General features: G+C 65.4%; 20 protein-coding genes. 14 read left to right on the top strand and 6 right to left on the bottom strand.

What is annotated here, in order from left to right:
• Window positions 1–3: 3 nt before the first annotated feature.
• Genes ACWYRN_RS05785 through ACWYRN_RS05765 form a run of 5 tightly spaced genes read right to left on the bottom strand, consistent with a single transcriptional unit; the run spans window position 4 to window position 4982 of the window.
• Complete coding sequence (locus tag ACWYRN_RS05785; RefSeq protein WP_488691557.1) at window positions 4–1422, bottom strand: LLM class flavin-dependent oxidoreductase; 1419 nt, start codon at window positions 1420–1422, stop codon at window positions 4–6.
• The gene (locus ACWYRN_RS05780; RefSeq protein ID WP_488691556.1) at window positions 1419–2243 is read right to left on the bottom strand and encodes a MetQ/NlpA family ABC transporter substrate-binding protein; all 825 of its coding nucleotides are present in this window, start codon (window positions 2241–2243) and stop codon (window positions 1419–1421) included. The genes ACWYRN_RS05785 and ACWYRN_RS05780 overlap by 4 nt, the downstream gene beginning before the upstream one ends.
• Before the next feature lie 29 nt (window positions 2244–2272).
• Window positions 2273–2935: a methionine ABC transporter permease gene (locus tag ACWYRN_RS05775; protein WP_488691555.1), complete on the bottom strand. Its 663-nt coding sequence runs from the start codon at window positions 2933–2935 to the stop codon at window positions 2273–2275.
• Window positions 2928–3746, bottom strand: coding sequence for a methionine ABC transporter ATP-binding protein (locus tag ACWYRN_RS05770; protein ID WP_488691554.1), 819 nt, complete (start codon window positions 3744–3746; stop codon window positions 2928–2930). Before ACWYRN_RS05770 ends, ACWYRN_RS05775 begins: the two co-directional genes overlap by 8 nt.
• An 18-nt stretch (window positions 3747–3764) precedes the next feature.
• On the bottom strand, window positions 3765–4982 hold the full coding sequence (locus ACWYRN_RS05765) for an acyl-CoA dehydrogenase family protein (protein ID WP_488691553.1): 1218 nt from the start codon (window positions 4980–4982) through the stop codon (window positions 3765–3767).
• A 190-nt stretch (window positions 4983–5172) separates the two neighbouring features.
• Here ACWYRN_RS05765 and ssuE point away from each other — a divergent pair, with 190 nt between their 5' ends.
• From ssuE to ACWYRN_RS05695, 14 genes are all read left to right on the top strand, one after another.
• The gene (gene ssuE / locus ACWYRN_RS05760; protein ID WP_488691552.1) at window positions 5173–5760 is read left to right on the top strand and encodes an NADPH-dependent FMN reductase; all 588 of its coding nucleotides are present in this window, start codon (window positions 5173–5175) and stop codon (window positions 5758–5760) included.
• A 22-nt stretch (window positions 5761–5782) separates the two neighbouring features.
• Window positions 5783–6757, top strand: coding sequence for a sulfonate ABC transporter substrate-binding protein (locus tag ACWYRN_RS05755; RefSeq protein ID WP_488691551.1), 975 nt, complete (start codon window positions 5783–5785; stop codon window positions 6755–6757).
• Window positions 6758–6766: 9 nt separating this feature from the next.
• On the top strand, window positions 6767–7924 hold the full coding sequence (gene ssuD, locus ACWYRN_RS05750) for an FMNH2-dependent alkanesulfonate monooxygenase (RefSeq protein WP_488691550.1): 1158 nt from the start codon (window positions 6767–6769) through the stop codon (window positions 7922–7924).
• A 126-nt stretch (window positions 7925–8050) separates the two neighbouring features.
• On the top strand, window positions 8051–8872 hold the full coding sequence (ssuC, locus tag ACWYRN_RS05745) for an aliphatic sulfonate ABC transporter permease SsuC (protein WP_488692779.1): 822 nt from the start codon (window positions 8051–8053) through the stop codon (window positions 8870–8872).
• A 22-nt stretch (window positions 8873–8894) separates the two neighbouring features.
• On the top strand, window positions 8895–9668 hold the full coding sequence (locus ACWYRN_RS05740) for an ATP-binding cassette domain-containing protein (protein WP_488691549.1): 774 nt from the start codon (window positions 8895–8897) through the stop codon (window positions 9666–9668).
• Window positions 9669–10178: 510 nt separating this feature from the next.
• On the top strand, window positions 10179–10382 hold the full coding sequence (locus ACWYRN_RS05735) for a hypothetical protein (RefSeq protein WP_229437633.1): 204 nt from the start codon (window positions 10179–10181) through the stop codon (window positions 10380–10382).
• Window positions 10383–10513: 131 nt separating this feature from the next.
• A complete protein-coding gene (locus tag ACWYRN_RS05730) occupies window positions 10514–11323 on the top strand; it encodes an endonuclease/exonuclease/phosphatase family protein (protein WP_488691548.1) in 810 nt (269 codons plus the stop codon).
• Window positions 11324–11326: 3 nt separating this feature from the next.
• Window positions 11327–12487, top strand: coding sequence for a cardiolipin synthase ClsB (clsB, locus tag ACWYRN_RS05725; RefSeq protein WP_488691547.1), 1161 nt, complete (start codon window positions 11327–11329; stop codon window positions 12485–12487).
• A 72-nt stretch (window positions 12488–12559) separates the two neighbouring features.
• Window positions 12560–12940, top strand: a complete 381-nt coding sequence (locus ACWYRN_RS05720) for an RNA-binding S4 domain-containing protein (RefSeq protein ID WP_488691546.1) — start codon at window positions 12560–12562, stop codon at window positions 12938–12940.
• Between the two features lie 351 nt (window positions 12941–13291).
• Entirely contained in the window at window positions 13292–13903 is a 612-nt protein-coding gene (locus ACWYRN_RS05715) for a TetR/AcrR family transcriptional regulator (protein ID WP_488691545.1), read from the top strand.
• A 48-nt stretch (window positions 13904–13951) separates the two neighbouring features.
• Window positions 13952–15742, top strand: coding sequence for an acyl-CoA dehydrogenase C-terminal domain-containing protein (locus tag ACWYRN_RS05710; RefSeq protein ID WP_488691544.1), 1791 nt, complete (start codon window positions 13952–13954; stop codon window positions 15740–15742).
• Between the two features lie 21 nt (window positions 15743–15763).
• The gene (locus tag ACWYRN_RS05705; RefSeq protein WP_488691543.1) at window positions 15764–18160 is read left to right on the top strand and encodes a 3-hydroxyacyl-CoA dehydrogenase/enoyl-CoA hydratase family protein; all 2397 of its coding nucleotides are present in this window, start codon (window positions 15764–15766) and stop codon (window positions 18158–18160) included.
• Window positions 18161–18198: 38 nt separating this feature from the next.
• Entirely contained in the window at window positions 18199–19395 is a 1197-nt protein-coding gene (locus tag ACWYRN_RS05700) for an acetyl-CoA C-acyltransferase (protein WP_488691542.1), read from the top strand.
• 176 nt (window positions 19396–19571) lie between these two features.
• Window positions 19572–20345: an enoyl-CoA hydratase gene (locus ACWYRN_RS05695; protein WP_488691541.1), complete on the top strand. Its 774-nt coding sequence runs from the start codon at window positions 19572–19574 to the stop codon at window positions 20343–20345.
• 86 nt (window positions 20346–20431) lie between these two features.
• Here the strand turns inward: ACWYRN_RS05695 and ACWYRN_RS05690 are convergent, their stop codons facing one another.
• Window positions 20432–22471 carry a PKD domain-containing protein gene (locus ACWYRN_RS05690; protein WP_488691540.1) on the bottom strand — a complete coding sequence of 680 codons (2040 nt, stop codon included), beginning with the start codon at window positions 22469–22471 and terminating at the stop codon, window positions 20432–20434.
• Window positions 22472–22584 lie beyond the last annotated feature (113 nt).

The raw sequence follows: 22584 nt of genomic DNA, 5'->3' as shown, positions 1-22584 counted from the left end.
GGTTCAGGCTGCGGAGCGCAGCGCGGTGTCGGTGGGCGGTTCAATGCGGATCTGGCGGCCGGGATGGTCGAGAGCCAGGCGCGGACCGGCGCCAAGCAGTTGCTCGCGCAGAGTCGCGCTCTCTTTGTCCTGCCGATAGCGGCCGCGCCGTTTCAGTTCCGGCACCACCAGCTCCACCACGCCCTGCATGTCCTCGTAGGGCAGGGCAAAGGCAAGATTGAAGCCGTCGATGCCGGTCGCGTCGAGCCAGTCGATCAGCTGGTCGGCCACCTGCGCCGCGTCGCCGACGAGCACCGGCCCGCGCCCGCCCAGGCCGATGAAGCGCGCCGCTTCGCGCACCGTCCAGCGGCGCGACGGATCGGCCACGCTGAGCGAGGCCAGCGCCGAGCGGCCGGCTTCGGTGTCGATGTATTCGACCGTGTCATCCAGGCCATAGCGCGAGAAATCGACGCCGGTCCAGCCCGACAAAAGCGTCAGCGAAGCTTCGATGTCGATGTGTTCTTCGTACTCGCGCAATCGCGCCCGGGCCTCGGCTTCGGTGGCGCCAACGATCACCAGCGCCTGGGCATACACGCGTAGAGCGGCCGGATCGCGGCCTGCGGCCTGCACGGCGGCGCGCGCACTGTCCACATAACGCTGCACGATGCCCTTCGTCGGCCCGCTGACGAACGTCGCTTCGGCATGGCGCGCGGCGAATTCCAGCCCGCGCTTCGAGGCGCCGGCCTGGTACAGGAAGGGCGTGCGCTGCGGCGAGGGTTCGCACAGGTGGATGCCCGGCACCGTGTAATACTGGCCTTGGTGATTGATCGGGTGCACGCGCGCCGGGTCGGTGTAGACGCCACGTTCGCGGTCGCGCAGCACGGCATCCTCGTCCCAGCTCTTTTCCCAGAGCTTGTAGACGACATCCAGGTATTCGTCGGCCAGATCGTAGCGCGCGTCGTGGCCGAGCTGGCGCGCCTGGCCCAGGTTGCGCGCCGCGCTGTCCAGGTAGCCGGTGACGATGTTCCAGCCGACCCGCCCGCCACTCAGGTGGTCCAGCGTCGACATGCGCCGCGCAAAGGTGTACGGATGTTCGTAGGTGACGGCCGCCGTCACGCCGATGCCCAGCCGCGTGGTGGCGTGGGCGATCAGCGGCACCAGCGCCAGCGGGTCGTTCAGCGGCAGCTGCACGCCGTGCTTCAGGGCGGCGTCGAGCTTGCCGCCGTAGACGTCGTAGGCGCCCAGCACGTCGGCCAGGAAGATCGCATCGAAACCGCCCGTTTCCAGCAGCTGCGCCAGCTCGACCCAGTAGCCGGCGCTGGCGTAGCCCGCGCTGTCGTTACGCGGATGGCGCCACAGCCCTGGCGACTGGTGGCTGGGCGTATTCATCTGGAAGGCGTTGAAGCGCACCGGCTTCAACGCATGCGGCGTCACGTCGCTCATTTCGCGCTCTTCTCCAGGGCCAGCTGGTAATCGGTCTTGGCGTAGTCGGCGAACCGCTGGTTGGTCACCTCCAGGAATTCGCGCGAGCGGTAGGCCGCGGCGATATCCTTTGCAAACTGCTTGTCCTTGTCGGCCGTGCGCACCGCTACCAGGTTGGCGTAGCTCGGCGAGATCTTCTCGGTGCGCAGGGCGTCCTTCAGCTTCAGGCCCGAGGCCAGGGCGAAGTTCCCGTTCACGAAGGCGTAGTCGGCGTCCTGCAGGGAACGCGGCAATTGCGCGGCTTCCAGCGGCAGCAGCTTGATGCCCTTGAGGTTCTGGGCGATGTCCTTTTCCGACGCCTTGATCGGATCGATGCCGGGCTTCAGCTTGACCCAGCCGATCTGGTCCAGCATCACCAGGGCGCGCGCCTGGTTGGTCGGGTCGTTCGGCAGCGCCACCGTGGTGCCGGACTTCACCTCGTTCAGCGACTTGTGCTTGTGGCTGTAGATGGCGATCGGCGCTGTCGGAATCTTGATCAGTTCCGACAGCGCCAGCTTGTGCTGCTCGGCGAAGCGGGTCAGGTAGATGATGTGCTGGAAGATGTTGGCGTCGAGCGCGCCTTCGGCCAGCGCGAAGTTCGGCTGGATGTAGTCGTTGAACTCGACCAGCTTGACCTTGTAGCCCTGCTTTTCCAGGATCGGCTTGATGCCGAAGCGGACCTGGTCGGCGTAGGGGCCGGCGCTGGTGCCGATCACCAGTTCCTTCGGGTCCTTGGCGTGGGCGGCGCCAGCGACGAGCAATGACAGGGAAGCGGCAAGCAGGGTGCGGCGATGGAAGCGCATGGTAGTCCTTTTTATTGGAAGAGTAGGGATCAGCGTTTGTCGAGGCGGCGCGCGGTGCGGGCGCCGGTCAGCTGGATCAGCTGCACCAGCACGATCAGGATCGTCACCGTGAAGATCATCACGTCGGTCTCGAATCGGTAATAGCCGTAGCGGATCGCCAGGTCGCCGATGCCGCCGCCGCCCACCACGCCCGCCACCGCCGAATACGACAGGAAGCTGATGGACAGGACCGTGAGCGAGAGCACCAGGGCGGCGCGCGCCTCGGGCAGCAGCACGCGCAAGACGATCTGCAGTTCCGACGCGCCCATCGCCTGCGCCGCCTCGATCACGCCGCGCGGCACGTCGCGCAAATTCTGCTCGACCAGGCGCGCAAAGTAGGGAATGGCCGCGATCGACAGTGGCACCGAGGCGGCCAGCGGCCCGATCGAAGTACCGGCTAGCACCCGCGTGAAGGGCACCAGCGCCACCATCAAAATGATGAAAGGGAAGGAGCGCACCGTGTTCACGAACCAGCCCAGCACCAGCGCCAGGCGCCGGTGTTGCAGGGCCTGGCCATCGGATACCATGAACAGCAGCACCCCGAGCGGGCCGCCCAGCAGCACCGCCGCCGTAACGCCGATGCCGAGCATCAGGGCGGTCTGCAGGAAGGCGGTCCAGAGTTCGGGCAGGACGGCGACGATAGCTTCAGGCATGGGCATCTCCCCAGGCAGCGGCGGCAAAGGCCTCGGTGCCGTAGTAGGCAAGTTCGCGCCCCAGCGCGGTCTGGCGCGGGACGCTGTGGTCGGCGAGCGCGAACTGCTCCGCAACCACGCCGTGTTCGATGACGGCGACGCGGTCGCAGAGGGTGCCCAGCACCTGCAGCTCGTGGCTGACGATGACGACGGTCACGCCCAGTTGGGCATTGATGCTGCGTAGCGTGTCGAGCAGGGCGCGCGTGGTTTCGGGGTCGAGAGCAGAGGTCGGCTCGTCGCACAGCAGCACCGCCGGGTGGCTGGCCAGGGCGCGCGCGATGGCTACCCGCTGCTTCTGCCCGCCCGAGAGCTGGGCCGGATAGCTGGTGCTCTTGTCCGCCAGCCCAACCAGCTCCAGGCATTCGGCCACGCGCGCCTTCAGGCGCGGCGCGTTCAGGGAGTCGTGCAGGCGCAGCGGAAAGGCCACGTTCTCGAACACGGTGGCGTTCTGCAGCAAATTAAAACCCTGGAAGATCATGCCGATGTGCTGGCGCGCCTTGCGCAAGTCGCGCTTGCCGAGGCGGGTCAGTTCTTCGCCGGCCACCGTTACGCTGCCGCGCTCGGGGCGTTCGAGCAGGTTGATCATGCGCAGCAGGGTCGACTTGCCGGCGCCGCTTTTTCCCACGATACCGAAGATCTCGCCATCGAGGATGTCGAGCGAGACGCCGCGGATCGCCTCGAAGCGGCCGCCATCGGGCGTGGCGAAGGTCCTGGCGATGTCCACCAGGCGGATCGCCACCTGTGGCGTGTCGGGAGTCGGAACGGTGCTCATGGCGGTATCAGGCTCGGTTCACGAATAGGCGGTCGGCTCGGGCAGGCGGCCTTCGAGCGCATAGCGCCCCAGGTCGCGCAGCTTGTAGTCGATCGGGTCGTGCAGGGTGTGCACGCGGGCGTTGCGCCAGTAGCGGTCGAAGCCGAAGCGGCCTGAGGTCGAGCGTGCGCCGAGCAGCTCGAACATACCGCTGGAAATGTCGATGGCGGCGCGGTGCGACAGCACCTTCGCTTCGGCCACGGCCACCGCCACCTCGCCGCGCTCCTGGGCCGTGACGTCCGCGCCCTTGTCGAAGGCGGCGTCGAGCAGGCGCGCGGCCCCGTCGGCCAGCACGTTGGCCGGGCGCAGCTTGAGCCAGTAGTCGCCGTAGCGGTGCTGGGTGAACGGGTCGTGGCTGGCGTCTGATACGCCGGACGCAAACCAGGGACGCGCCTGTTCCAGCGTGTAGTCGCGCGCGGCCTCGAAGGCGCCGATGGCAATGCCGAGGTACAAATTGGTCATGATCAGCTGGGCCACCTGCGAGCGCAGCGTCGATTGCGCGGTAGGCGCCTGGCCCGGCGCCTGCAACACCAGCGCGGCCGGCAAATAGACTTTGTCGAAATGGACATTGCCGCTATCGGTCTGGCGCTGGCCGAAGGCATCCCAATCGGCTTCCACGCGGATGCCCGGCTGCGCCGTCGGCAGCACCGCGATCAGCGGCGCGTTCGCGGCCTCGTCCCAGGCCGAGAGCGTAAGCCAGTCCGAGCCCATCGAGCCCGAGGAAAAACTCTTGATCCCGTCGAGCATGAAGCCGCCGGGGATGGCCTGGGCACGGGTGCGCCTGTCGAGCGGGTTCAGGGCATTGCCCCAGAACAGGCGCTGTTCGACGGTGGCGGTAAGTAGGTTGCGCTGCTGGACATGCGTGCCGTACAGGCGGATGCCGGCCAGCTGCAGGTGATGGAAGCCGAACAGGTGGGCCAACGCGCTGTCGGCCCGCGCCAGCGTGCGGATCACGGCCTGCACCGTTTCCCAGCGCGCGCCCTGGCCGCCGAATTCGCGCGGAATCGACAGCGTCAGCAGGCCGCTTTCGCGGATCAGTTCACGCTCGTGCGCCGCGTGGCCACCAGCCTCGTCGCGCTCGACGGCGGTGGCGGCGAATTGCTCGGCCAGGCGCTCGGCCAGGGCCAGCGGATCGGGGAAGGAAGTCGTTGCAGACGCGGGTTCCGCAGCGCGCAAAGGGGAGACGGTGGAAGACATCGTGCTTGCCTTGATGAGAATGTGGCAACCAGTATTGCACCGGGTTTGCGGCCGCGTGAACGAAGAAATTTGGTCATCGATATGCGCAAAACCTTAAAACGGCAGGCGCATAAGGATGTGCGAAATGATTAGTTTTCATGCAAGCCGTGCGGCCCTAGTCTGTGTTCATCCTTATATGAATGGACACACCATGAGCGTCATCCTGCTTGGCGGCAGCCCCGCGCCGCACTCTTCGTCTTCGCGCCTGTTGCAGCACATCGGCGAGCGCCTGGCCCTGCATGGCCAGCGTGTGAGCCGCATCGAAGTGCGCGATTTGTCCGCCAGCGCACTGCTTTCGCTCGACACCGACGAAGCCTCGGTTGCCCGTGCCCTGGCCGGGGTGCGCCAGGCCGACGCCATCGTCGTCGCCACGCCGGTCTACAAGGCAGCCTACAGCGGCCTGCTGAAAGCCTTCCTCGACCTGCTGCCGCAAGATGGCCTGGCCGGCAAGCTGGTGCTGCCGCTGGCCACCGGCGGCAGCCAGTCGCACATGCTGGCGCTCGATTACGCGCTGCGCCCGGTGCTGGCGTCGATGTCGGCGCGCTTCATCCTGCCCAGCATCTATGCGACCTCCGACCAGCTGGGCCGCGGCGCCGAGGGCGGCTTGACGCTGGCCGCGCCGATCGCGGTGCGTGTGGCGCAAGGCGTCGAACAGCTGGTCTCGGAGCTGCGCCTGGTGGCGCCGCGCCCGGCCACCGAAGCCGTTGCCGCCAAGGACCTGCAAGCCGTCCCCGCCTGACTTCTCATCCCGGAAAGTTCCCATGCATCCTGACTCCACCCTGCGGCCAGCGCGCCGCCGCGCCCTCGGCCTGCTCGCCGCCGGCGCCACCGGCATCGCCGCCGGCCTGCACCTTCCCGCCATCGCCCAGGCGCCGAAGGAAATCCGCATCGGTTACCAGAAGTACGGCACCCTGACCCTGCTGAAAGGGCGCGGCACGCTGGAAGCGCGTTTGGCCCCGCAAAAGATCGCGGTGAAATGGACCGAGTTCCCGGCCGGCCCCGTACTGCTCGAAGGCTTGAACGTCGGCAGCATCGATTTCGGCACCGTGGGCGAGGCGCCGCCGATCTTTGCCCAGGCCGCCGGTGCGCGCCTGGTGTACGTGGGCCATGAGCCGGCGTCACCGGGCAGCGAAGCCATCGTGGTGCCGAAGACCTCAACCCTGCGCACGCTGGCCGATTTGCGCGGCAAGAAGATCGCCCTGAACAAGGGCTCGAACGTGCACTTCCTGCTGGTGAGAGCCCTGGAAAAAGCCGGGATTCCCTACAGCGCGATCCAGCCGATCTATCTGCCGCCGGCCGATGCGCGCGCCGCCTTCGAGCGCGGCAGCGTCGACGCCTGGGTGATCTGGGACCCCTTCCTGGCCGCCGCCGAACAGCAGCTCGGCGCACGCGTGCTGGCCGATGGCCGCAACCTGGTGTCGAACCACCAGTTTTATCTCGCCGCGCGCAGCTTCGCCGAACAGCACGCGAACCTGAACCGCATCCTGCTCGAGGAGATCGCCAAGGTCGACGAATGGGGCAAGGCCAATCCCGGCGAAGTGTCGACCATCTTGTCAAGCCAGACCGGCCTGCCGAAGAACGTGGTCGACCTGGCCGCCAGCCGCTACGCCTATGGCGTGAAGCCGATGTCGGCGGAGGTCGTGCGTGAACAGCAGCGCATCGCCGACGCCTTCCACGCCCTGAAACTGATTCCGAAACCGATCGTCGTGAAAGACGCGCTGGTCTCTTCACTCTAAGGAAACACCATGTCCACCTCTCCGAACGTCTTCTGGTTCCTCCCCACCCACGGCGACAGCCGCTACCTCGGCACGACGAAAGGCGCGCGCACGGTCGATGCCGATTACCTGCGCCAGATCGCCGTTGCCGCCGATACCCTCGGCTACGAGGGCGTGCTGCTACCGACCGGCCGCTCCTGCGAAGACCCGTGGATTTCGGCGGCTTCGCTGATCGGCGCCACCAAACGCCTGAAATTCCTGGTCGCGATCCGTCCCGGCCTGTCGACGCCGGGCCTGGCCGTGCGCCAGGCGGCCACTTTCGACCGCCTGTCGAACGGCCGCTTGCTCATCAACGTGGTCACCGGCGGCGACCAGGGCGAGCTGGAGGCCGACGGCCTGTTTGCCGACCACGCCAAGCGCTATGAAATCTCGGACGAATTCATCCGCGTCTGGCGCGCCAGCCTGGCCGGCGAGGGTGGGGCGGCCGGTTACGATTTCGAAGGCAAGCATATCCAGGTGAAGGGCGCCAAGACCCTGTATCCGCCGATCCAGAAGCCGCATCCGCCACTCTACTTCGGCGGCTCGTCGGAGCCGGCGCACGAACTGGCGGCCGAGCAGATGGACGTGTATCTCACCTGGGGCGAGCCGCCGGCGGCGGTGGCCGAGAAGCTGGCCGACATCCGCACCCGCGCCGCCAGGCGTGGCCGCACCGTGAAGTTCGGCATCCGCCTGCACGTGATCGTGCGCGAGACCAATGAAGAAGCCTGGCGCGCCGCCGATGAATTGATCAGCCACCTGGATGACGACATCATCGCCAAGGCGCAAGCCGCGTTTGCCAAGATGGACTCGGTCGGCCAGCAGCGCATGGCGGCCCTGCACGGCGGCCGGCGCGATAAACTGGAAGTCTCACCGAATTTGTGGGCCGGCGTCGGCCTGGTGCGCGGCGGCGCCGGCACCGCGCTGGTGGGCGACCCGGAAACGGTGGCGGCGCGCATGCGCGAGTACCAGGACCTCGGCATCGAAACCTTTATCCTGTCGGGCTATCCGCACCTGGAAGAGTCCTACCGCTTCGCCGAACTGGTGTTCCCGCTGCTCGGCAAGGGTAAAGAGGGCGGCGAACAGTCGTTGACCGGGCCCTTCGGCGAGATGATGGCCAGCGACATCGTGCCGAAGAAAAAGGCGGCGTAAATGGCGTCGTTCGAGGTCTTGCGGGCGAGCGCGGCGGGCGCGTCCGACAGCGGGAGCGCCGAAGCTGCGGCGCCTGCACACGCGACGCCGGTAGCGCGCAAGCCGGGTGCGGGGACGAGCGCCGCAGTGTCCTCGGTCTCGCCAGGCAGGGCAGCCGGCGCGCCGGCCAGGACGCCAGCCGGCCGCCAGAGCAAGGTGCTGGCGGCGCTCGCGCCCTGGGGATTGCCTGTGGCGCTGGTGGCCTTCTGGCAAGTGGCCGCCCACGCCGGCTGGCTCTCGAGTCGCATCCTGCCCGAACCCTGGCAAGTGCTCACCGCCTTCTGGTCGCTGGCCGAATCCGGCGAACTGTGGTCGCACCTGCGCACCAGTCTGTGGCGCGCGGCGCTGGGCTTCGGCATCGGCGCCGGCCTCGGGCTGCTGCTGGGCCTGCTCAACGGCAGTTCGCGCCGCGCCGAGACCTTGCTCGACACGACCTTGCAGATGATCCGTAACATCCCGGCGCTGGCCCTGATCCCGCTGGTGATCCTGTGGTTCGGCATCGACGAGACGGCGAAACTGTTCCTGCTGGCCGTGGGCGTATTCTTCCCGGTCTACCTGAACACCTTCCACGGCATCCGCTCGGCGGACCAGGGCCTGATCGAAATGGCGCGCAGCTATGGCTTGTCCGGCTGGGCCCTGCACCGCGACGTGATCCTGCCGGCCGCCTTGCCCTCGATCCTGGTGGGCGTGCGCTTTTCGCTGGGCCTGGTCTGGGTGCTGCTGATCGTGGCCGAGACAATCTCGGCGCAGTCCGGCATCGGCTACATGACGATGAATGCGCGCGAGTTCCTGCAGACCGACGTGGTGCTGGTCGGCATTCTGCTGTACGCGCTGCTCGGCAAGCTGGCCGACCTGGCGGCGCGGGCACTGGAGCGCAGCTTCCTGCGCTGGAATCCGGCTTACCGCTAACCGTTGTCGATCACGAGGTCTTATGCAAATTACCCAGGAAGAAACCCGTCGCGTCGGCTCCACGGCCGCATCCGGCAGTCGCGGCGCCGAGGTCCATGCGCGCGCACTCACCAAGCGCTACGGCGAGCGCACCGTGCTGGACAATATCGACCTGCACATCGCACCCGGCGAAGCGGTGGCCGTGATCGGCCGCAGCGGCTGCGGCAAGAGCACGCTGCTGCGCCTGATCGCCGGACTCGAGCAGCGCGATGGCGGCGCCCTGCAGGTCGATGCCGGCGCCAATGCAGGACAGGGAGAGGGCGGTACCCGGCTGATGTTCCAGGAAGCCCGCCTGCTGCCCTGGAAGAGCGTGCTCGACAATGTCGCCCTGGGTCTGAAGGATGGCGCCGGCCGCGCCCGCGACGCCCTGGCCACCGTCGGCCTGGCCGAGCGGGCGCAGGAGTGGCCGGCCGTGCTGTCCGGCGGCCAGCGCCAGCGCGTGGCCCTGGCGCGCGCCCTGGTGCATGCGCCGCAACTGCTGCTGCTCGACGAACCGCTGGGCGCCCTCGACGCGCTGACCCGCATCGAGATGCAGCGCCTGATCGAAAGCCTGTGGCTGCGCCAGGGTTTTACCGCCGTGCTGGTTACCCACGACGTGCAGGAAGCGCTGGCCCTGGCCGACCGCGTGCTGGTAGTCGATGGCGGCCGCATCGCGCACGACGTCGCGGTGAGCTTGCCGCGCCCGCGCGAGCGCGGCAGTGCGGCGTTCGCGGCACTGGAACGTCAGTTGCTCGGCTGTGTGCTCGGCGAACGCTGATCGCATCTTTCTCTCATGACGAGGTCGCCGGTTGGCGCCGGAAATCCCGATTGCCGCGGCCCTTTTCTGTCTTGCCGTTTCTGCACTACTTGTGAAACAAGTCAAGAAATTTATTTCGCTAAGCGTCAATACAACAGCAATTGGATAGCCAAACGGGCGTTGACCGGCGATTTTTTTTGCTGGTCAGAATACTTCGATTCCTCTGTTTAACTTCTGGTAAACGTTACTCAGCGAAAGTTCGTTCGTCATCGTCAAACGTGAACGCAAATTGTGTCATCCGCCCCGCAATATGCATCTTGCGTCAAAAAATGATTGAAAAGAAACTTTGTTATTAGCTCAACGAAATTAGTTCCTACAGGAAAAATTCCCACAGGAAATTCGTTATGTGAACTGGCGCACAGTAGAATCTGCGGTTGACAATCAGAAATCGGTCGAATATTGTCAGCAATTCGCATCCAGCGAAATTTAATAATTGCAACATAGTCCAACCAACGGATTCTGGAGGAAAGAATGGATCAATTCCAACCGAAGCACGAGGAAAAGGTGAAAGCCCTGAGCGTGGACGATGAATGCTTTTACATCGACCTCGAGTGCGGCTTGCGCCTGAGCGGTCCGCGCCTGATTGCCGTGCCTCTGGACGAGGCGGAGCATCTGGCCGCACCGCGCAACGCTGCCCTGCGCACCGATTGGGAAGCAGCTCCCGTGTTCGATTGATCGCATCGCGGGGTGCAGCCCTGGGCTCACCCCGCACCAGCAAGACAAGTTTTTTGCAGTACCGCGGCGCCATGCCGCACGATTGGAAGTCGTTCCAAAATGTCACGGACTGATGGGGGTAGAATGTTCCCATGAAGATTCGTGTCGCTACCTATAATATTCATAAGGGTGTTTCCTCGCTGCGTAGTACCCCCCGGGTATTGGCACTGAAGAAAGCCATCGCTGAATTCCACGCCGATATCGTCTTCCTGCAAGAAGTGCAGGGCAGGCACGATCGCAACCTGGCGCGCTATGCCAACCACAAGCGCGAGCACCGTATCTGGCCGGAAACGGCGCAGTACGAATACTTTGCCGGCGAATCCCACCATTCGGCCTACGGCATGAACGCGGTCTACGACCACGGCCACCATGGCAATGCCCTGCTCAGCTGTTTCCCGATTGAAAACAGCCATAACCACGACGTGTCCGACCACGCCTATGAACAGCGCGGCATCCTGCACTGTGTGCTGGAAACGCCGGCCGGGCGGATTCACTGCTATGTGGTGCACCTGGGCCTGTTCGAAGGCGGGCGCGGGCGCCAGACCGTGCAATTGATCGAGGCAGTGCAGCAATCGTCGAATGGCGAACCGGTGATCATTGCCGGCGACTTCAACGACTGGCGCAATACCCTGAGCGACCGCCTGCGCAATGCCCTCGGCGTGGCCGAGGTGTTCGACGAACTGGGACCGAAGTCCGCCCTGGGCGACATGGTGCGCAGCTGGGCAGGGCGCCAGCCGCGCCTGGCGCCGGCGCGTACCTTCCCGGCCGCGCTGCCCTGGTTCCGCCTCGACCGCATCTACGTGCGCGGCTTCAAGGTCGATAACGCACAAGTCATGGCCGGCCCGATCTGGGCCAAACTCTCGGACCACGCACCGATCGTCGCGGAACTCCAGCTGGCCTAGCGTATGCGCCCGGTCAGCTATGTAGCGAACAACGACATCACCCTGCTCGAAACCGGCCTCCAGCTGTTTCCGGCGATGATCGCCGCCATCGATGCCGCGCGCCACGACATCCTGTTCGAAACCTATATCTTTGCCGAGGACGCCGTCGCGCGCGGCATCGAGGACGCCCTGATCCGGGCCGCCAAGCGTGGAGTCAAGGTGCGGGTGCTGGTCGACTGGTTCGGCACCGGCCACCGCGTCTGCTGCCGCCGCGCCGAAGCCTTTGCCGCGGCCGGCGTGCATTACCGCGTGTTCAATCCCTGGTTCAAGCGCGGCGTCACGCGCACCCACCGCAAGATTACGGTGGTCGATCGCAGTATTGCTTTCATTGGCGGCATCAATATCAACGATGACATGCTGTGCGACTACGAACCGCACCGCCCCTTGCCGGCGCCACGCTGGGATTTCGCGGTGCAGGTGCAGGGGCCGCTGCTGGCGCAGATCCATTTAGAGGCGCAAGCCCAGTGGGCGCGCGCCGGCCACCTGCCGCTGATCCGCCGCATCGGCCTGTTTCGCGAAATGCGGCGCCAGCCGCCGACCGAGGGCGCAAAGCCGATGCGCGCCGCCTTCGTGGTACGCGACAACCTGCGCAACCGGCGCACCATCCAGCGCGCCTATTTGCAGGCGATTGGCCAGGCGCGCAAATGCGTGCTGCTGGCCAATCCCTATTTCGCACCGGGGCGCAAGTTCCGCGAGGCATTGGCACATGCGGCCGCCCGCGGCGTCGAGGTCACGCTGCTGATCGGCGTGGGCGAATTCAAGATGCAGGATGCGGTGGCGCGATCCTTCTATCCGAAGCTGCTGGCGGCCGGCATCAAGGTGGTGGAATACCGCAAGACGCAACTCCACGCGAAGATCGCCGTGGTCGACGACGACTGGGCCACGGTGGGGTCGAGCAATTGCGACGGCCTGTCGCTGTTCGTGAACCAGGAAGCGAACATCGTGGTGCGCGACGCCGGCTTTGCGCGTGCGGTGCGGGCGCATATCCTGCGTGGCGTGGCGGACGGGGTGCCGGTGCACCTGGAGGAATTCGCCGGCTTTGGCTGGGTGCGCCGGGCGCTGTATGGGACGGCTTACCTGGCCTATAAATTTGCGATGCGGATTTTTGCCATCGGCTACGCCTGATTTGGCCGGAAGGGGTCGAAAAAACCGCTCCTCGCCAGCATATGGGGTGCTTGAACCAGGAGAGGACAAGCAATGGAAAACGATAGTGTACGCATCGACAAATGGCTGTGGGCCGCGCGCTTCTTCAAGACGCGCTCGCTGGCGGCCGATGCGGTGGAGCGTGGCAGGGTGCGTATCGGCGGCGAGCCGGTCAAGGCTGCCCGCGCCGTGAAGCTGAACGACAAGATATTCATCGACAACGGCTCGGACCGTTGGGAAGTGACCGTGCTCGGGATTTCCGACAAGCGCGGCGGCGCGCCGATCGCGCGCACTTTATATAGCGAGACGCAGGAAAGCATCACGCGGCGCGAGAACGATTCCGAAGCGCGCAGGTTGTTCCCGGAACCGGGCAGCAGTATCAAGGGGCGGCCGACCAAGCGGGATCGCAGGGCGATTACGCGTGCGGGGGAGTAGGGGTGGACCGGGCCGCGAGAGGCGGCTTTGCCGTCCACGCGTTCAACCACAAGTTGATTAGTCGTGGATGATCATGTGCCCGTTGAACGCGTGGACGGCGCAACGGCCGCATGAGCGCCAACCTGTCCGGTGTAGCCGTCCACCCTACGTGTAATGGAGGGGGTAGGGTGGACGGCTCGGCCGTCCACGCGTTCAACGACCGTTCGCGCAGCCGTACAAATCCTCACCCCCGCACAATAGAACCCCACCTCTAAGTTCCCGTTTGACATTCACCCGCCGATAGATAATAGTACGAGCGTTCGGATTTTTCGATTCACCCAGGGGACAGTCATCAACACTTCAGCCAAATTCATGCGCAAGGGCGAGCAGACGCGGGCAGCCATCCTCGACGTCGCGCTCGAGTTGGCCAGCCGCAACGGTCTGGAAGGCCTGACCATCGGCCTGCTTGCCGACCGCATGAACATGAGCAAATCGGGCGTCTTCGCGCATTTCGGTTCGCGCGAAGACCTGCAGATGGAAGTGCTCAAGCTCTACCACCACCGTTTCGAGCAGGAAGTTTTCTTCCCCAGCGTCAAGGAGCCGCGCGGCCTGCCGCGTCTGGAGTCCATGTTTGCACGCTGGGTCAAGCGGGTTTCGGTAGAAATTGCGTCGGGCTGCATCTATATCAGTGGCGCAGTGGAGTACGATGACCGTCCAGGTCCAATCCGCGAAGCACTGGTGGCAATGGTGCGTGCCTGGCAGGGAGCGCTGCTGCGCGCCGTGCAGCAAAGCATCGACGTCGGCGCGCTGCGGGCGGGTACCGACCCGCAGCAACTGGTCTACGAGATGTACGGGCTGATCCTGGCCTTGCACCACGATGCGCGTTTCCTGCGCGTCCCCGGCGCACTGGAGCGCGCCAACCGCGGCTTCGTGCGGCTGATCGAGAATTACCGTAATCCCACTCAAAGCAATCAAGCGGGCTAAGCCCGTCTAGCAAGTCTCAAACAATCTTACCTTCGTCAGGAGAAAACCATGGGTCAGTACGTCGCGCCAATTCGGGATATGCAGTTCGTTCTGCACGAATTCCTCAACGTCACCGAAGAGTTCAAGAACTTGCCGGCATACCAGGAAATCGACGCCGACATCATCAACCAGGTGCTCGAAGAAGGTGCGAAATTCACGCAGGAAGTGCTGTTCCCGCTGAACCACTCCGGCGACCGCGAAGGCTGCCACTTCGACGCGGAAACCAAGACCGTGACCACCCCGAAGGGTTTCAAGGAAGCGTATAAGCAGTACGTCGAAGGCGGCTGGGCTGCGCTGGCGTGCGACCCGGAATACGGCGGCCAGGGCCTGCCTGTTTCGCTGAACAATTCGTTCTACGAAATGCTGAACTCGGCCAACCAGGCCTGGACCATGTACCCGGGCCTGTCGCACGGCGCCTACGAGTGCCTGAAGGAACACGGCACCGAAGAACAGAAGAAGTTCTACCTGCCGAAGCTGGTTTCGGGCGAGTGGACCGGCACCATGTGCCTGACCGAAGCGCATTGCGGCACCGACCTGGGCCTGCTGCGCTCGAAAGCCGAACCGCAAGGCGACGGCACCTACAAGATCACCGGCTCGAAGATCTTCATCTCGGCCGGCGAACACGACGTGTCGGAAAACATCGTCCACCTGGTGCTGGCCCGCCTGCCGGACGCACCGGAAGGCTCGAAAGGCATCTCGCTGTTCTTGGTTCCGAAATTCCTGCCGAACGCCGACGGTTCGATCGGCGAGCGCAACCCGATCTTCTGCGGCGCCATCGAAGAAAAGATGGGCATCCACGGCAACTCGACCTGCCAGATGAACCTGGACGGCGCTGTCGGCACCCTGATCGGCCAGCCGCACAAAGGCCTGAACGCGATGTTCGTGTTCATGAACGCCGCCCGTCTGGGCGTGGGCATGCAGTCGCTCGGCCTGACCGAAGTGGCTTACCAGAACGCTCTGGTCTACGCGAAAGACCGCATCCAGATGCGTAGCCTGTCGGGCCCGAAGGCACCGGACAAGCCAGCTGACCCGATCATCGTGCACCCGGACGTGCGCCGCATGCTGCTGACTGCCAAGGCCTACGCCGAAGGCGCGCGCGCGCTGACCTCGTACGTCGCGCTGCAGATCGACCGCGAACTGAACCACCCTGACGAAGAAGTGCGCAAGGAAGCCGCCGGCGAAGTCGCGCTGCTGACCCCGATCGTCAAGGCCTTCATCACCGACAACGGCTGGATCGCTACCTCGGAAGCCATGCAGGTGTACGGCGGCCACGGCTACATCGCCGAATGGGGCATGGAGCAGTACGTGCGTGACGCGCGCATCAACATGATCTACGAAGGCACCAACACCGTGCAGTCGCTGGACCTGCTGGGTCGCAAGATCCTGATGGACAACGGCGCCAAGCTGCGCGCCTTCGGCGAAAAGATCAAAGCCTTCGTCGAAGAAAACGGCCTGGACGAATCGATGTCGGAATTCGTGAGCCCGCTGGGCGAGCTGGGCGAAAAAGTCACCAAGCTGACCATGGAAATCGGCATGAAGGCCTTCACCAACCAGGACGAAGTCGGTGCCGCTGCCGTGCCTTACCTGCGCGTGGTCGGTCACCTGGTGTTCTCCTACTTCTTCGCACAAATGGCGAAGATCGCCCTGGAAAAGAAAGATTCCGGCGACAAGTTCTACGAATCGAAGCTGCACACGGCGCGCTTCTACTTCGCCCGCCTGTACCCGGAAACCGCGATGCTGATCCGCCAGGCACGTTCGGGCGCAAGCAACCTGCTGGCGCTCGACGCCGACCTGTTCTAACCGCTTCTAGGGATAAAAACCATGACCAATTTCACCGTCAAGAAAGTCGCCGTCCTGGGCGCGGGCGTGATGGGCGCGCAGATCGCTGCGCACTGCGTCAACGCCAAGGTGCCTGTCGTCCTGTTCGACCTGCCTGCCAAGGAAGGTAACAAGAACGGCATCGTCTTGAAGGCCATCGAAGGCCTGAAGAAGCTGTCGCCTGCGCCGCTGGGCAACAAGGATGACGCCGCCCTGATCGAAGTCGCCAACTACGAAGACAACCTGGATGTCCTGGCCGGCTGCGACCTGATCATCGAAGCGATCGCCGAGCGCATGGACTGGAAGCACGACCTGTACAAGAAGGTCGCTCCGCACATCGCCCCGAACGCGATCTTCGCGTCCAATACCTCGGGCCTGTCGATCAACAAGCTGGCCGAAGGCTTCGACGAAGAACTGAAGGCGCGCTTCTGCGGCGTCCACTTCTTCAACCCGCCGCGCTACATGCACCTGGTCGAGCTGATCCCGACCACGTCGACGAATCCGGTCATCCTCGACCAGCTGGAAACCTTCCTGACCTCGGTCCTGGGCAAGGGTGTCGTGCGTGCGAAAGACACGCCGAACTTCATCGCGAACCGCGTCGGCATCTTCGGCATGCTGGCCACCATCCATGAAGCCGAGAAGTTCGGCCTGTCGGTGGACGTGGTCGACGACCTGACCGGCGCCAAGCTGGGCCGCGCGAAATCGGGCACCTTCCGTACCGCCGACGTCGTCGGCCTGGACACGATGGGCCACGTGATCAAGACCATGCAGGACACCCTGCAGGACGATCCGTTCTTCAGCCTCTACAAGACGCCTGACGTCCTGGCCAAGCTGATCGAGAAGGGCGCCCTGGGCCAGAAGACCGGCGGCGGCTTCTACAAGAAGGTCGGCAAGGAAATTCAACGCCTCGACTTCGCCACCGGCGAATACGTAGCCGGCGGTGCGAAAGCGGCCGACATCGTCGCGCGCATCCTGAAAGAAAAAGACCCGGTCAAGAAGTTCAAGGCCATGCGCGAATCGACCAACCCACAGGCGCAGTTCCTGTGGGCGATCTTCCGCGACGCCTTCCACTACATCGCGTTCCACCTCGACAGCATCGCCGACAACGCGCGCGACGTCGACTTCGCAATGCGCTGGGGCTTCGGCTGGAGCGTCGGTCCGTTCGAGACCTGGCAAGCCGCCGGCTGGACGCAGATCGCCCAGTGGGTCAAGGAAGACATCGACGCCGGCAAGGCGCTGACGAACGCACCGCTGCCAGCCTGGGTCTTCGAAGGCCAGGTCGCCGAGAAGGGCGTGCACACCGCCGAAGGTTCGTACTCGGCCGCATCGAACAGCTACGTGCCACGTTCGACCCTGCCTGTGTACGAGCGCCAGGCCTTCCGTGCACCGGTGCTGGGCGCCGGCGCGCAAGACGCCAAGACCGCCGGCACCACCGTGTTCGAGGACGACTCGGTGCGCCTGTGGCATACCGGCGACGACGTGCTGATCATTTCGCTGAAAACCAAGATGCACGTCATCGGTGACGGCGTCATCAAAGGCATCAAGCGCGGCCTGGCGGAAGCCGAAGCCAACTTCAAAGGCCTGGTGATCTGGAACACCGACGCCACCGAAGGCGGCGCCTTCTCGGCCGGCGCCGACCTGCAATCGGCCCTGCCGGCCTTCATGACCGGCGGCGCGAAAGCAATGGAGCCGATCGTCAAGGAACTGCAAGACACCTTCATGCAGATGAAGTACTCGAACGTGCCTGTGGTCGCTGCTGTTGCCGGCCTGGCGCTGGGCGGCGGCTGCGAACTGGCCCTGCACGCATCGAAGCGCGTGGCTTCGATCGAGTCCTACATCGGCCTGGTCGAAGTCGGCGTCGGCCTGGTGCCGGCCGGCGGCGGCCTGAAGGAAGCGGCAGTGCGCGCCTTTACCGAAGCGAAGGGCAACGACATCCTGCAATTCCTGAAGACCGGTTTCACCAACGCGGCCACCGCGCAGGTGTCGAAGTCGGCACTGGAAGCCAAGGCGATGGGCTACCTGAAGGAAGACGACATCATTGTCTTCAACGCCTACGAGCTGCTGCACGTGGCGAAAGTCCAGGCGCGCGCCATGTTCGACGCCGGCTACCGCGCCCCGGCCAAGCGCCCTGTGACCGTGACCGGCCGCTACGGCTGGGCGACGATCCGCGGCCAGCTGGTCAACATGCGTGACGGCGGCTTCATCTCGGCCTACGACTACCACCTGGGCGACACCATCGCCGAGATCGTGACCGGCGGCGACGTCGACCAGGGCAGCGTGGTGTCCGAGCAGTGGCTGCTGGACATGGAGCGCAAGGCCTTCATCGCACTGCTGAACAACCCGAAGACGCAAGAGCGGATCATGGGCATGATGCAGACCGGCAAGCCGGTGCGCAACTAATCGCGGCGCAACTACTAGGCTGAATACAGGACACCAACATGAGCAAACAACTTCAAGACGCATACATCGTCGCAGCGACCCGCACCCCGATCGGCAAGGCGCCACGCGGCATGTTCAAGACCACCCGCCCGGACGACCTGCTGGTGCACGCCATCCGCGGCGCCATGGCCGCCGTGCCGAACCTGGACCCGGCCCTGATCGTCGACGCCATCGTCGGCTGCTCGTTCCCGGAAGCGGAGCAGGGCTTCAACATCGCCCGTAACTCGGTGGTGCTGGCTGGCCTGCCGAACACCGTCGGCGGCGTGACCGTCAACCGCTACTGCGCCTCGGGCATCACCGCCCTGGCCATGGCGGCCGACCGCATCCGCGTTGGCGAAGCCGACGTGATGATCGCCGGCGGCGTCGAATCGATGTCGATGGTGCCGATGATGGGCCACCACCCATCGATCAACATGGACACCTTCAAGGACGAGAACGTGGGCCTGGCCTACGGCATGGGCCTGACCGCCGAAAAAGTGGCGCAGCAGTGGAAAGTGTCGCGCGAAGACCAGGACGCATTCGGCCTGGAATCGCACCGCCGGGCGATTGCCGCCCAGCAGGCCGGCCTGTTCAAGGACGAGATCACCCCGGTCGAGATCATCACCCGCACGCCGAACCTGGCTACCGGTGAAGTGTCGGTCAAGCGCCGTACCGTCGATGCCGACGAAGGCCCGCGCGCCGACGCCAGCATGGAATCGATGGCCAAGCTGAAGCCGGTCTTCGCCGCAAAAGGCACCGTCACCGCTGCGACCTCGTCGCAGATGTCGGACGGCGCCGGCGCCCTGATCGTCGTCAGCGAAAAGATCCTGAAGGAGCACAACCTAACCCCGCTGGCCAAGTTCTCGTCGTTCGCCGTGCGCGGCGTGCCGCCGGAAATCATGGGCATCGGTCCGAAGGTGGCGATTCCTGCAGCGCTGGCCGCCGCCGGCATCACCCAGGACCAGCTGGACTGGATCGAGCTGAACGAAGCCTTCGCCGCACAGGCGCTCGCCGTGATCCGCGACCTGGGCCTGGACACCTCCAAGGTCAACCCGATGGGCGGTGCGATCGCCCTGGGTCACCCGCTGGGCGCCACCGGTGCGATCCGCGCCGCGACCGTCGTGCACGCACTGCGCCGCAACAACCTGAAGTACGGCATGGTGACGATGTGCGTCGGCGCCGGCATGGGCGCGGCTGGTATCATCGAGCGCGTTTAATCCTGCGTTGAAGCGGCGAGATCGACCTCCGTGTTGATGCCGCTTTCGACTATCACCGCGTGGGCACGGGGCGCCCACCCTACGATTGCGTCGGCCTGGGTGCTAACGGTTTTCGTAGGGTGGGCACCTGTGCCCACGCTGTCTTTCGTGCCCCAAAACACCCCGGAGACTGAAAAATGACGATCCAGACCAACAAACAAAACGGCATCCTCAGCATCGAATTCGACCGCCTCGAGCGCAAGAACGCCATCACCGGCGCCATGTACCAGACCATGGCCGACGCCCTGCTGGACGCAGAACAAGACCCGCAAGTGCGCGTCGTCCTCATCACCGGCAAGCCGGAAATCTTCACCGCCGGGAACGACCTCGACGACTTCCTGAACAACGTCGGCGAAGGCGCCATGACCGAAGACCGCCCGGTGTTCCAGTTCATGCGCGCCCTGGAAGGCTGCACCAAGCCGGTGGTGGCCGCCGTGGCCGGCGCTGCCGTCGGCATCGGCACCACGATGCTGATGCACTGCGACCTGGTCTATGCCGCGGACAATGCCAAGTTCTCGATGCCCTTCACCCAGCTCGGTTTGTGCCCGGAATTCGCTTCCTCGCTGCTGGTGGCGCAAGCCGCCGGCTACACCCGCGCCGCCGAAAAGCTGATGCTGGGCGAAGCCTTCGGCGTCCAGGAAGCCTTCGAGATGGGCATCGTCGCGCGCGTGCTGCCGGCCGCCGAGCTGCTGGCGTTCGCCCAGGGCCAGGCCGCCAAGCTGGTCGCCCTGCCTGCCGCCTCGATCCGCGCCACCAAGGCCCTCATGAAGCGCCCGCGCGCCGGCATCGTGGCCGAGACCATCAGCGTCGAGAACAAGCAGTTCAGCGCCATGCTGGTCGGCGCCGAAGCGAAGGAAGCGTTTACTGCTTTCTTCCAGAAGCGCAAGCCGGACTTTTCGAAGTTCGATTGATGTAACCGCACCGCGCAGCTGCCTGGGGCAGGCCTGCGCGGTGCGCCGGTGCTTGCCCCTGCTTGCGCCCGGGGGCGCCCGCTACCTTATTGCACGCCGTACGACAGCGCGCCATCGACGACCACGCTGCCATCGGCATGCAGGCCGCCGGCAGGCGCTGTGGTGCGTGTGGCTTCTGCCTGGCTCGCGCTGCCGGCGCCATTGTCGTAATCGACCACCTGGACTTTCGTACCCGGCTCGCTATGCGAGATGCGCACCCGCACCCTGTCCCTGGCGCCGTGCTCCCCGCCGGCGACCGTGCTCAGCGCGAAGCGGTAATGGCCCTTGCCGTTCACGGTGCCGCTGCCGCTGACCTGCACCCGGTTGCCGTTCACGTTCAGGGCGTCGATGGCCGTGCTGCGCAGGGCCAGGCCTGCCACGGTGACTTCGACTGCGCCCTGGCGCGTGCCGCCGGCATCGGCCACGAAGGCGAAGTGGCCAATGGCGCTGCCGGGCGTCGCGGCGCCTGTTTTGGCCAGCCGCGCGCTTGCCGGCGAGAAGAAGCTGCCCTGGCCGGTGACGGCGCTGCTGCAGCCGCAGATCGTCACTCTGCGCTCGACCGCGGTACGCTTGCCGCCGCTGTCGAGGATGTCCAGGCGCACCGTGTAGATGCCGGTCTTGCGCCAGGCGTGCTGGCCGCTGACGTCGCCGCTGCCGGCCGCCTGGCTCACGGTTCCGACGCTGCTGCTGCCGTCGCCCCAGGTCCAGGTGGCCTTGTGCGTGTCGCGCAGGTCGACGTCGCGGAAGGCGGACGAGAACGACAGCAGGGCATTGACGCGCGTGGCGCCCGTGAGCGCGATCGGGGCGGCCACCGGCGCCTGGTGGTAGGCCGCGCTCGGCACCAGCAGCACCAGGCCGGTGCTTCCGATGGCGACGATGGAGCCGTTGTCGGAAATGGCCTCGCCCTGGAACAGCGTCAACCCGGGCGGCGCGCCGGGGATGCGCGTGTTCAGGTTGACCACGCCGCCGGCGCGGGTCCAGACGATGGCCTGGTCGCCGATGCGGCCGACCACCTGGCCCGCGTTGTTCAGGTCGGTCACGTACGAGGGCAGGACGTCGGCCGTGCCGAAGCGCAGGATGCCCTGTTCGCGGCTCCAGACGAAGCCGAGGCTCTCGACCGGATTGTAGGCTTCCTGTCCGATCACCATCCCTTTTTCGTTGATGTGTTCGGCATACGAGAGGAAGGTGGAGTCGGCGCCGAGGTCGACCTGCGTGCCGCTCGGCGTCCAGAGCAGGGCGCGGTCGTTGAGCGCGAGGTCGTTCGTGCCGCTGCCGACGATCTTGCCGGCCTCGTTGATGTCGTTGGCCGACGAGACCACGCTCGAAGTACTGACCAGCGACTGCAGGCCGCCGGACGGCGTCCATTTGAAGGCCCTGGCGACGATGCCGAGTTCGGGCCCTTCGGAGTAGCCGACCACGGTGCCGGCATCGTTGATGTCGTAGCCGTAGGAGGTGTTGCCGAAGGAACCGAGGTTGACCATGCCGGTGGCCGGCGTCCAGCGGAAAGCGGTGAACGGCCCGGTTCCGGAGAAGGCGGCGGTGCCGGTCACCCAGCCCTTGTTGTTGAGGGCGTAGGCGTTCGAGATGCTGACGCCGGGCCCATTGATGTCGACCATGCCGGTTGCCTTGCTCCACAGGAAAGCGTGGTAGGCCCCGCCCGGCGTCGATGCGCTGCCGGTGATCTGCCCGCGGTCGTTGATGCCCTGGCTGACGGCGCCGCCGGTGCCCCCTAACGTGCCGATGTCGCGCACCGTGTAGCCGTCGTAGTACTTGGCGCGCGGCGTGTCGGTGCCGGGAACGGTTTCCGTGAACGTGACGTGCCCCTTGGCGTTGATGTCCACCACGCCGGGGGCGAGCGCCGACAACTGGACCACCCGGTAGTTGGTGGCGGCGGGCGCCGGCGGATGGCCGTTGGCGGCTGGATGGGCCCCTGTATTGGTCGCTGTGCCGTTAACACCGGCAGATGCCGTGACGGCCGCGCCCGATGTTGCCAGCGCCGCCGCCGACAGCGCGCCCATCAGCGGGCACAGCAGCCAACGATTCCAGCCGGCGCCGTGGGGTGCACCGCTTGTCGTGTTCGATTGCATTTGTTCCTCCTGATTCGATGCGGGCACCCGAGGCTGGCCATGCCGGCCTGCCCGGGCACCCTCGGTTACCGATGGGCGGCGCGCGACCGCGCGCCAGCCTGCTCACGCATTGC

The organism is Massilia sp. BAP21, assembly GCF_057801335.1.
This window is presented reverse-complemented; position numbering and strand designations above follow the sequence as displayed.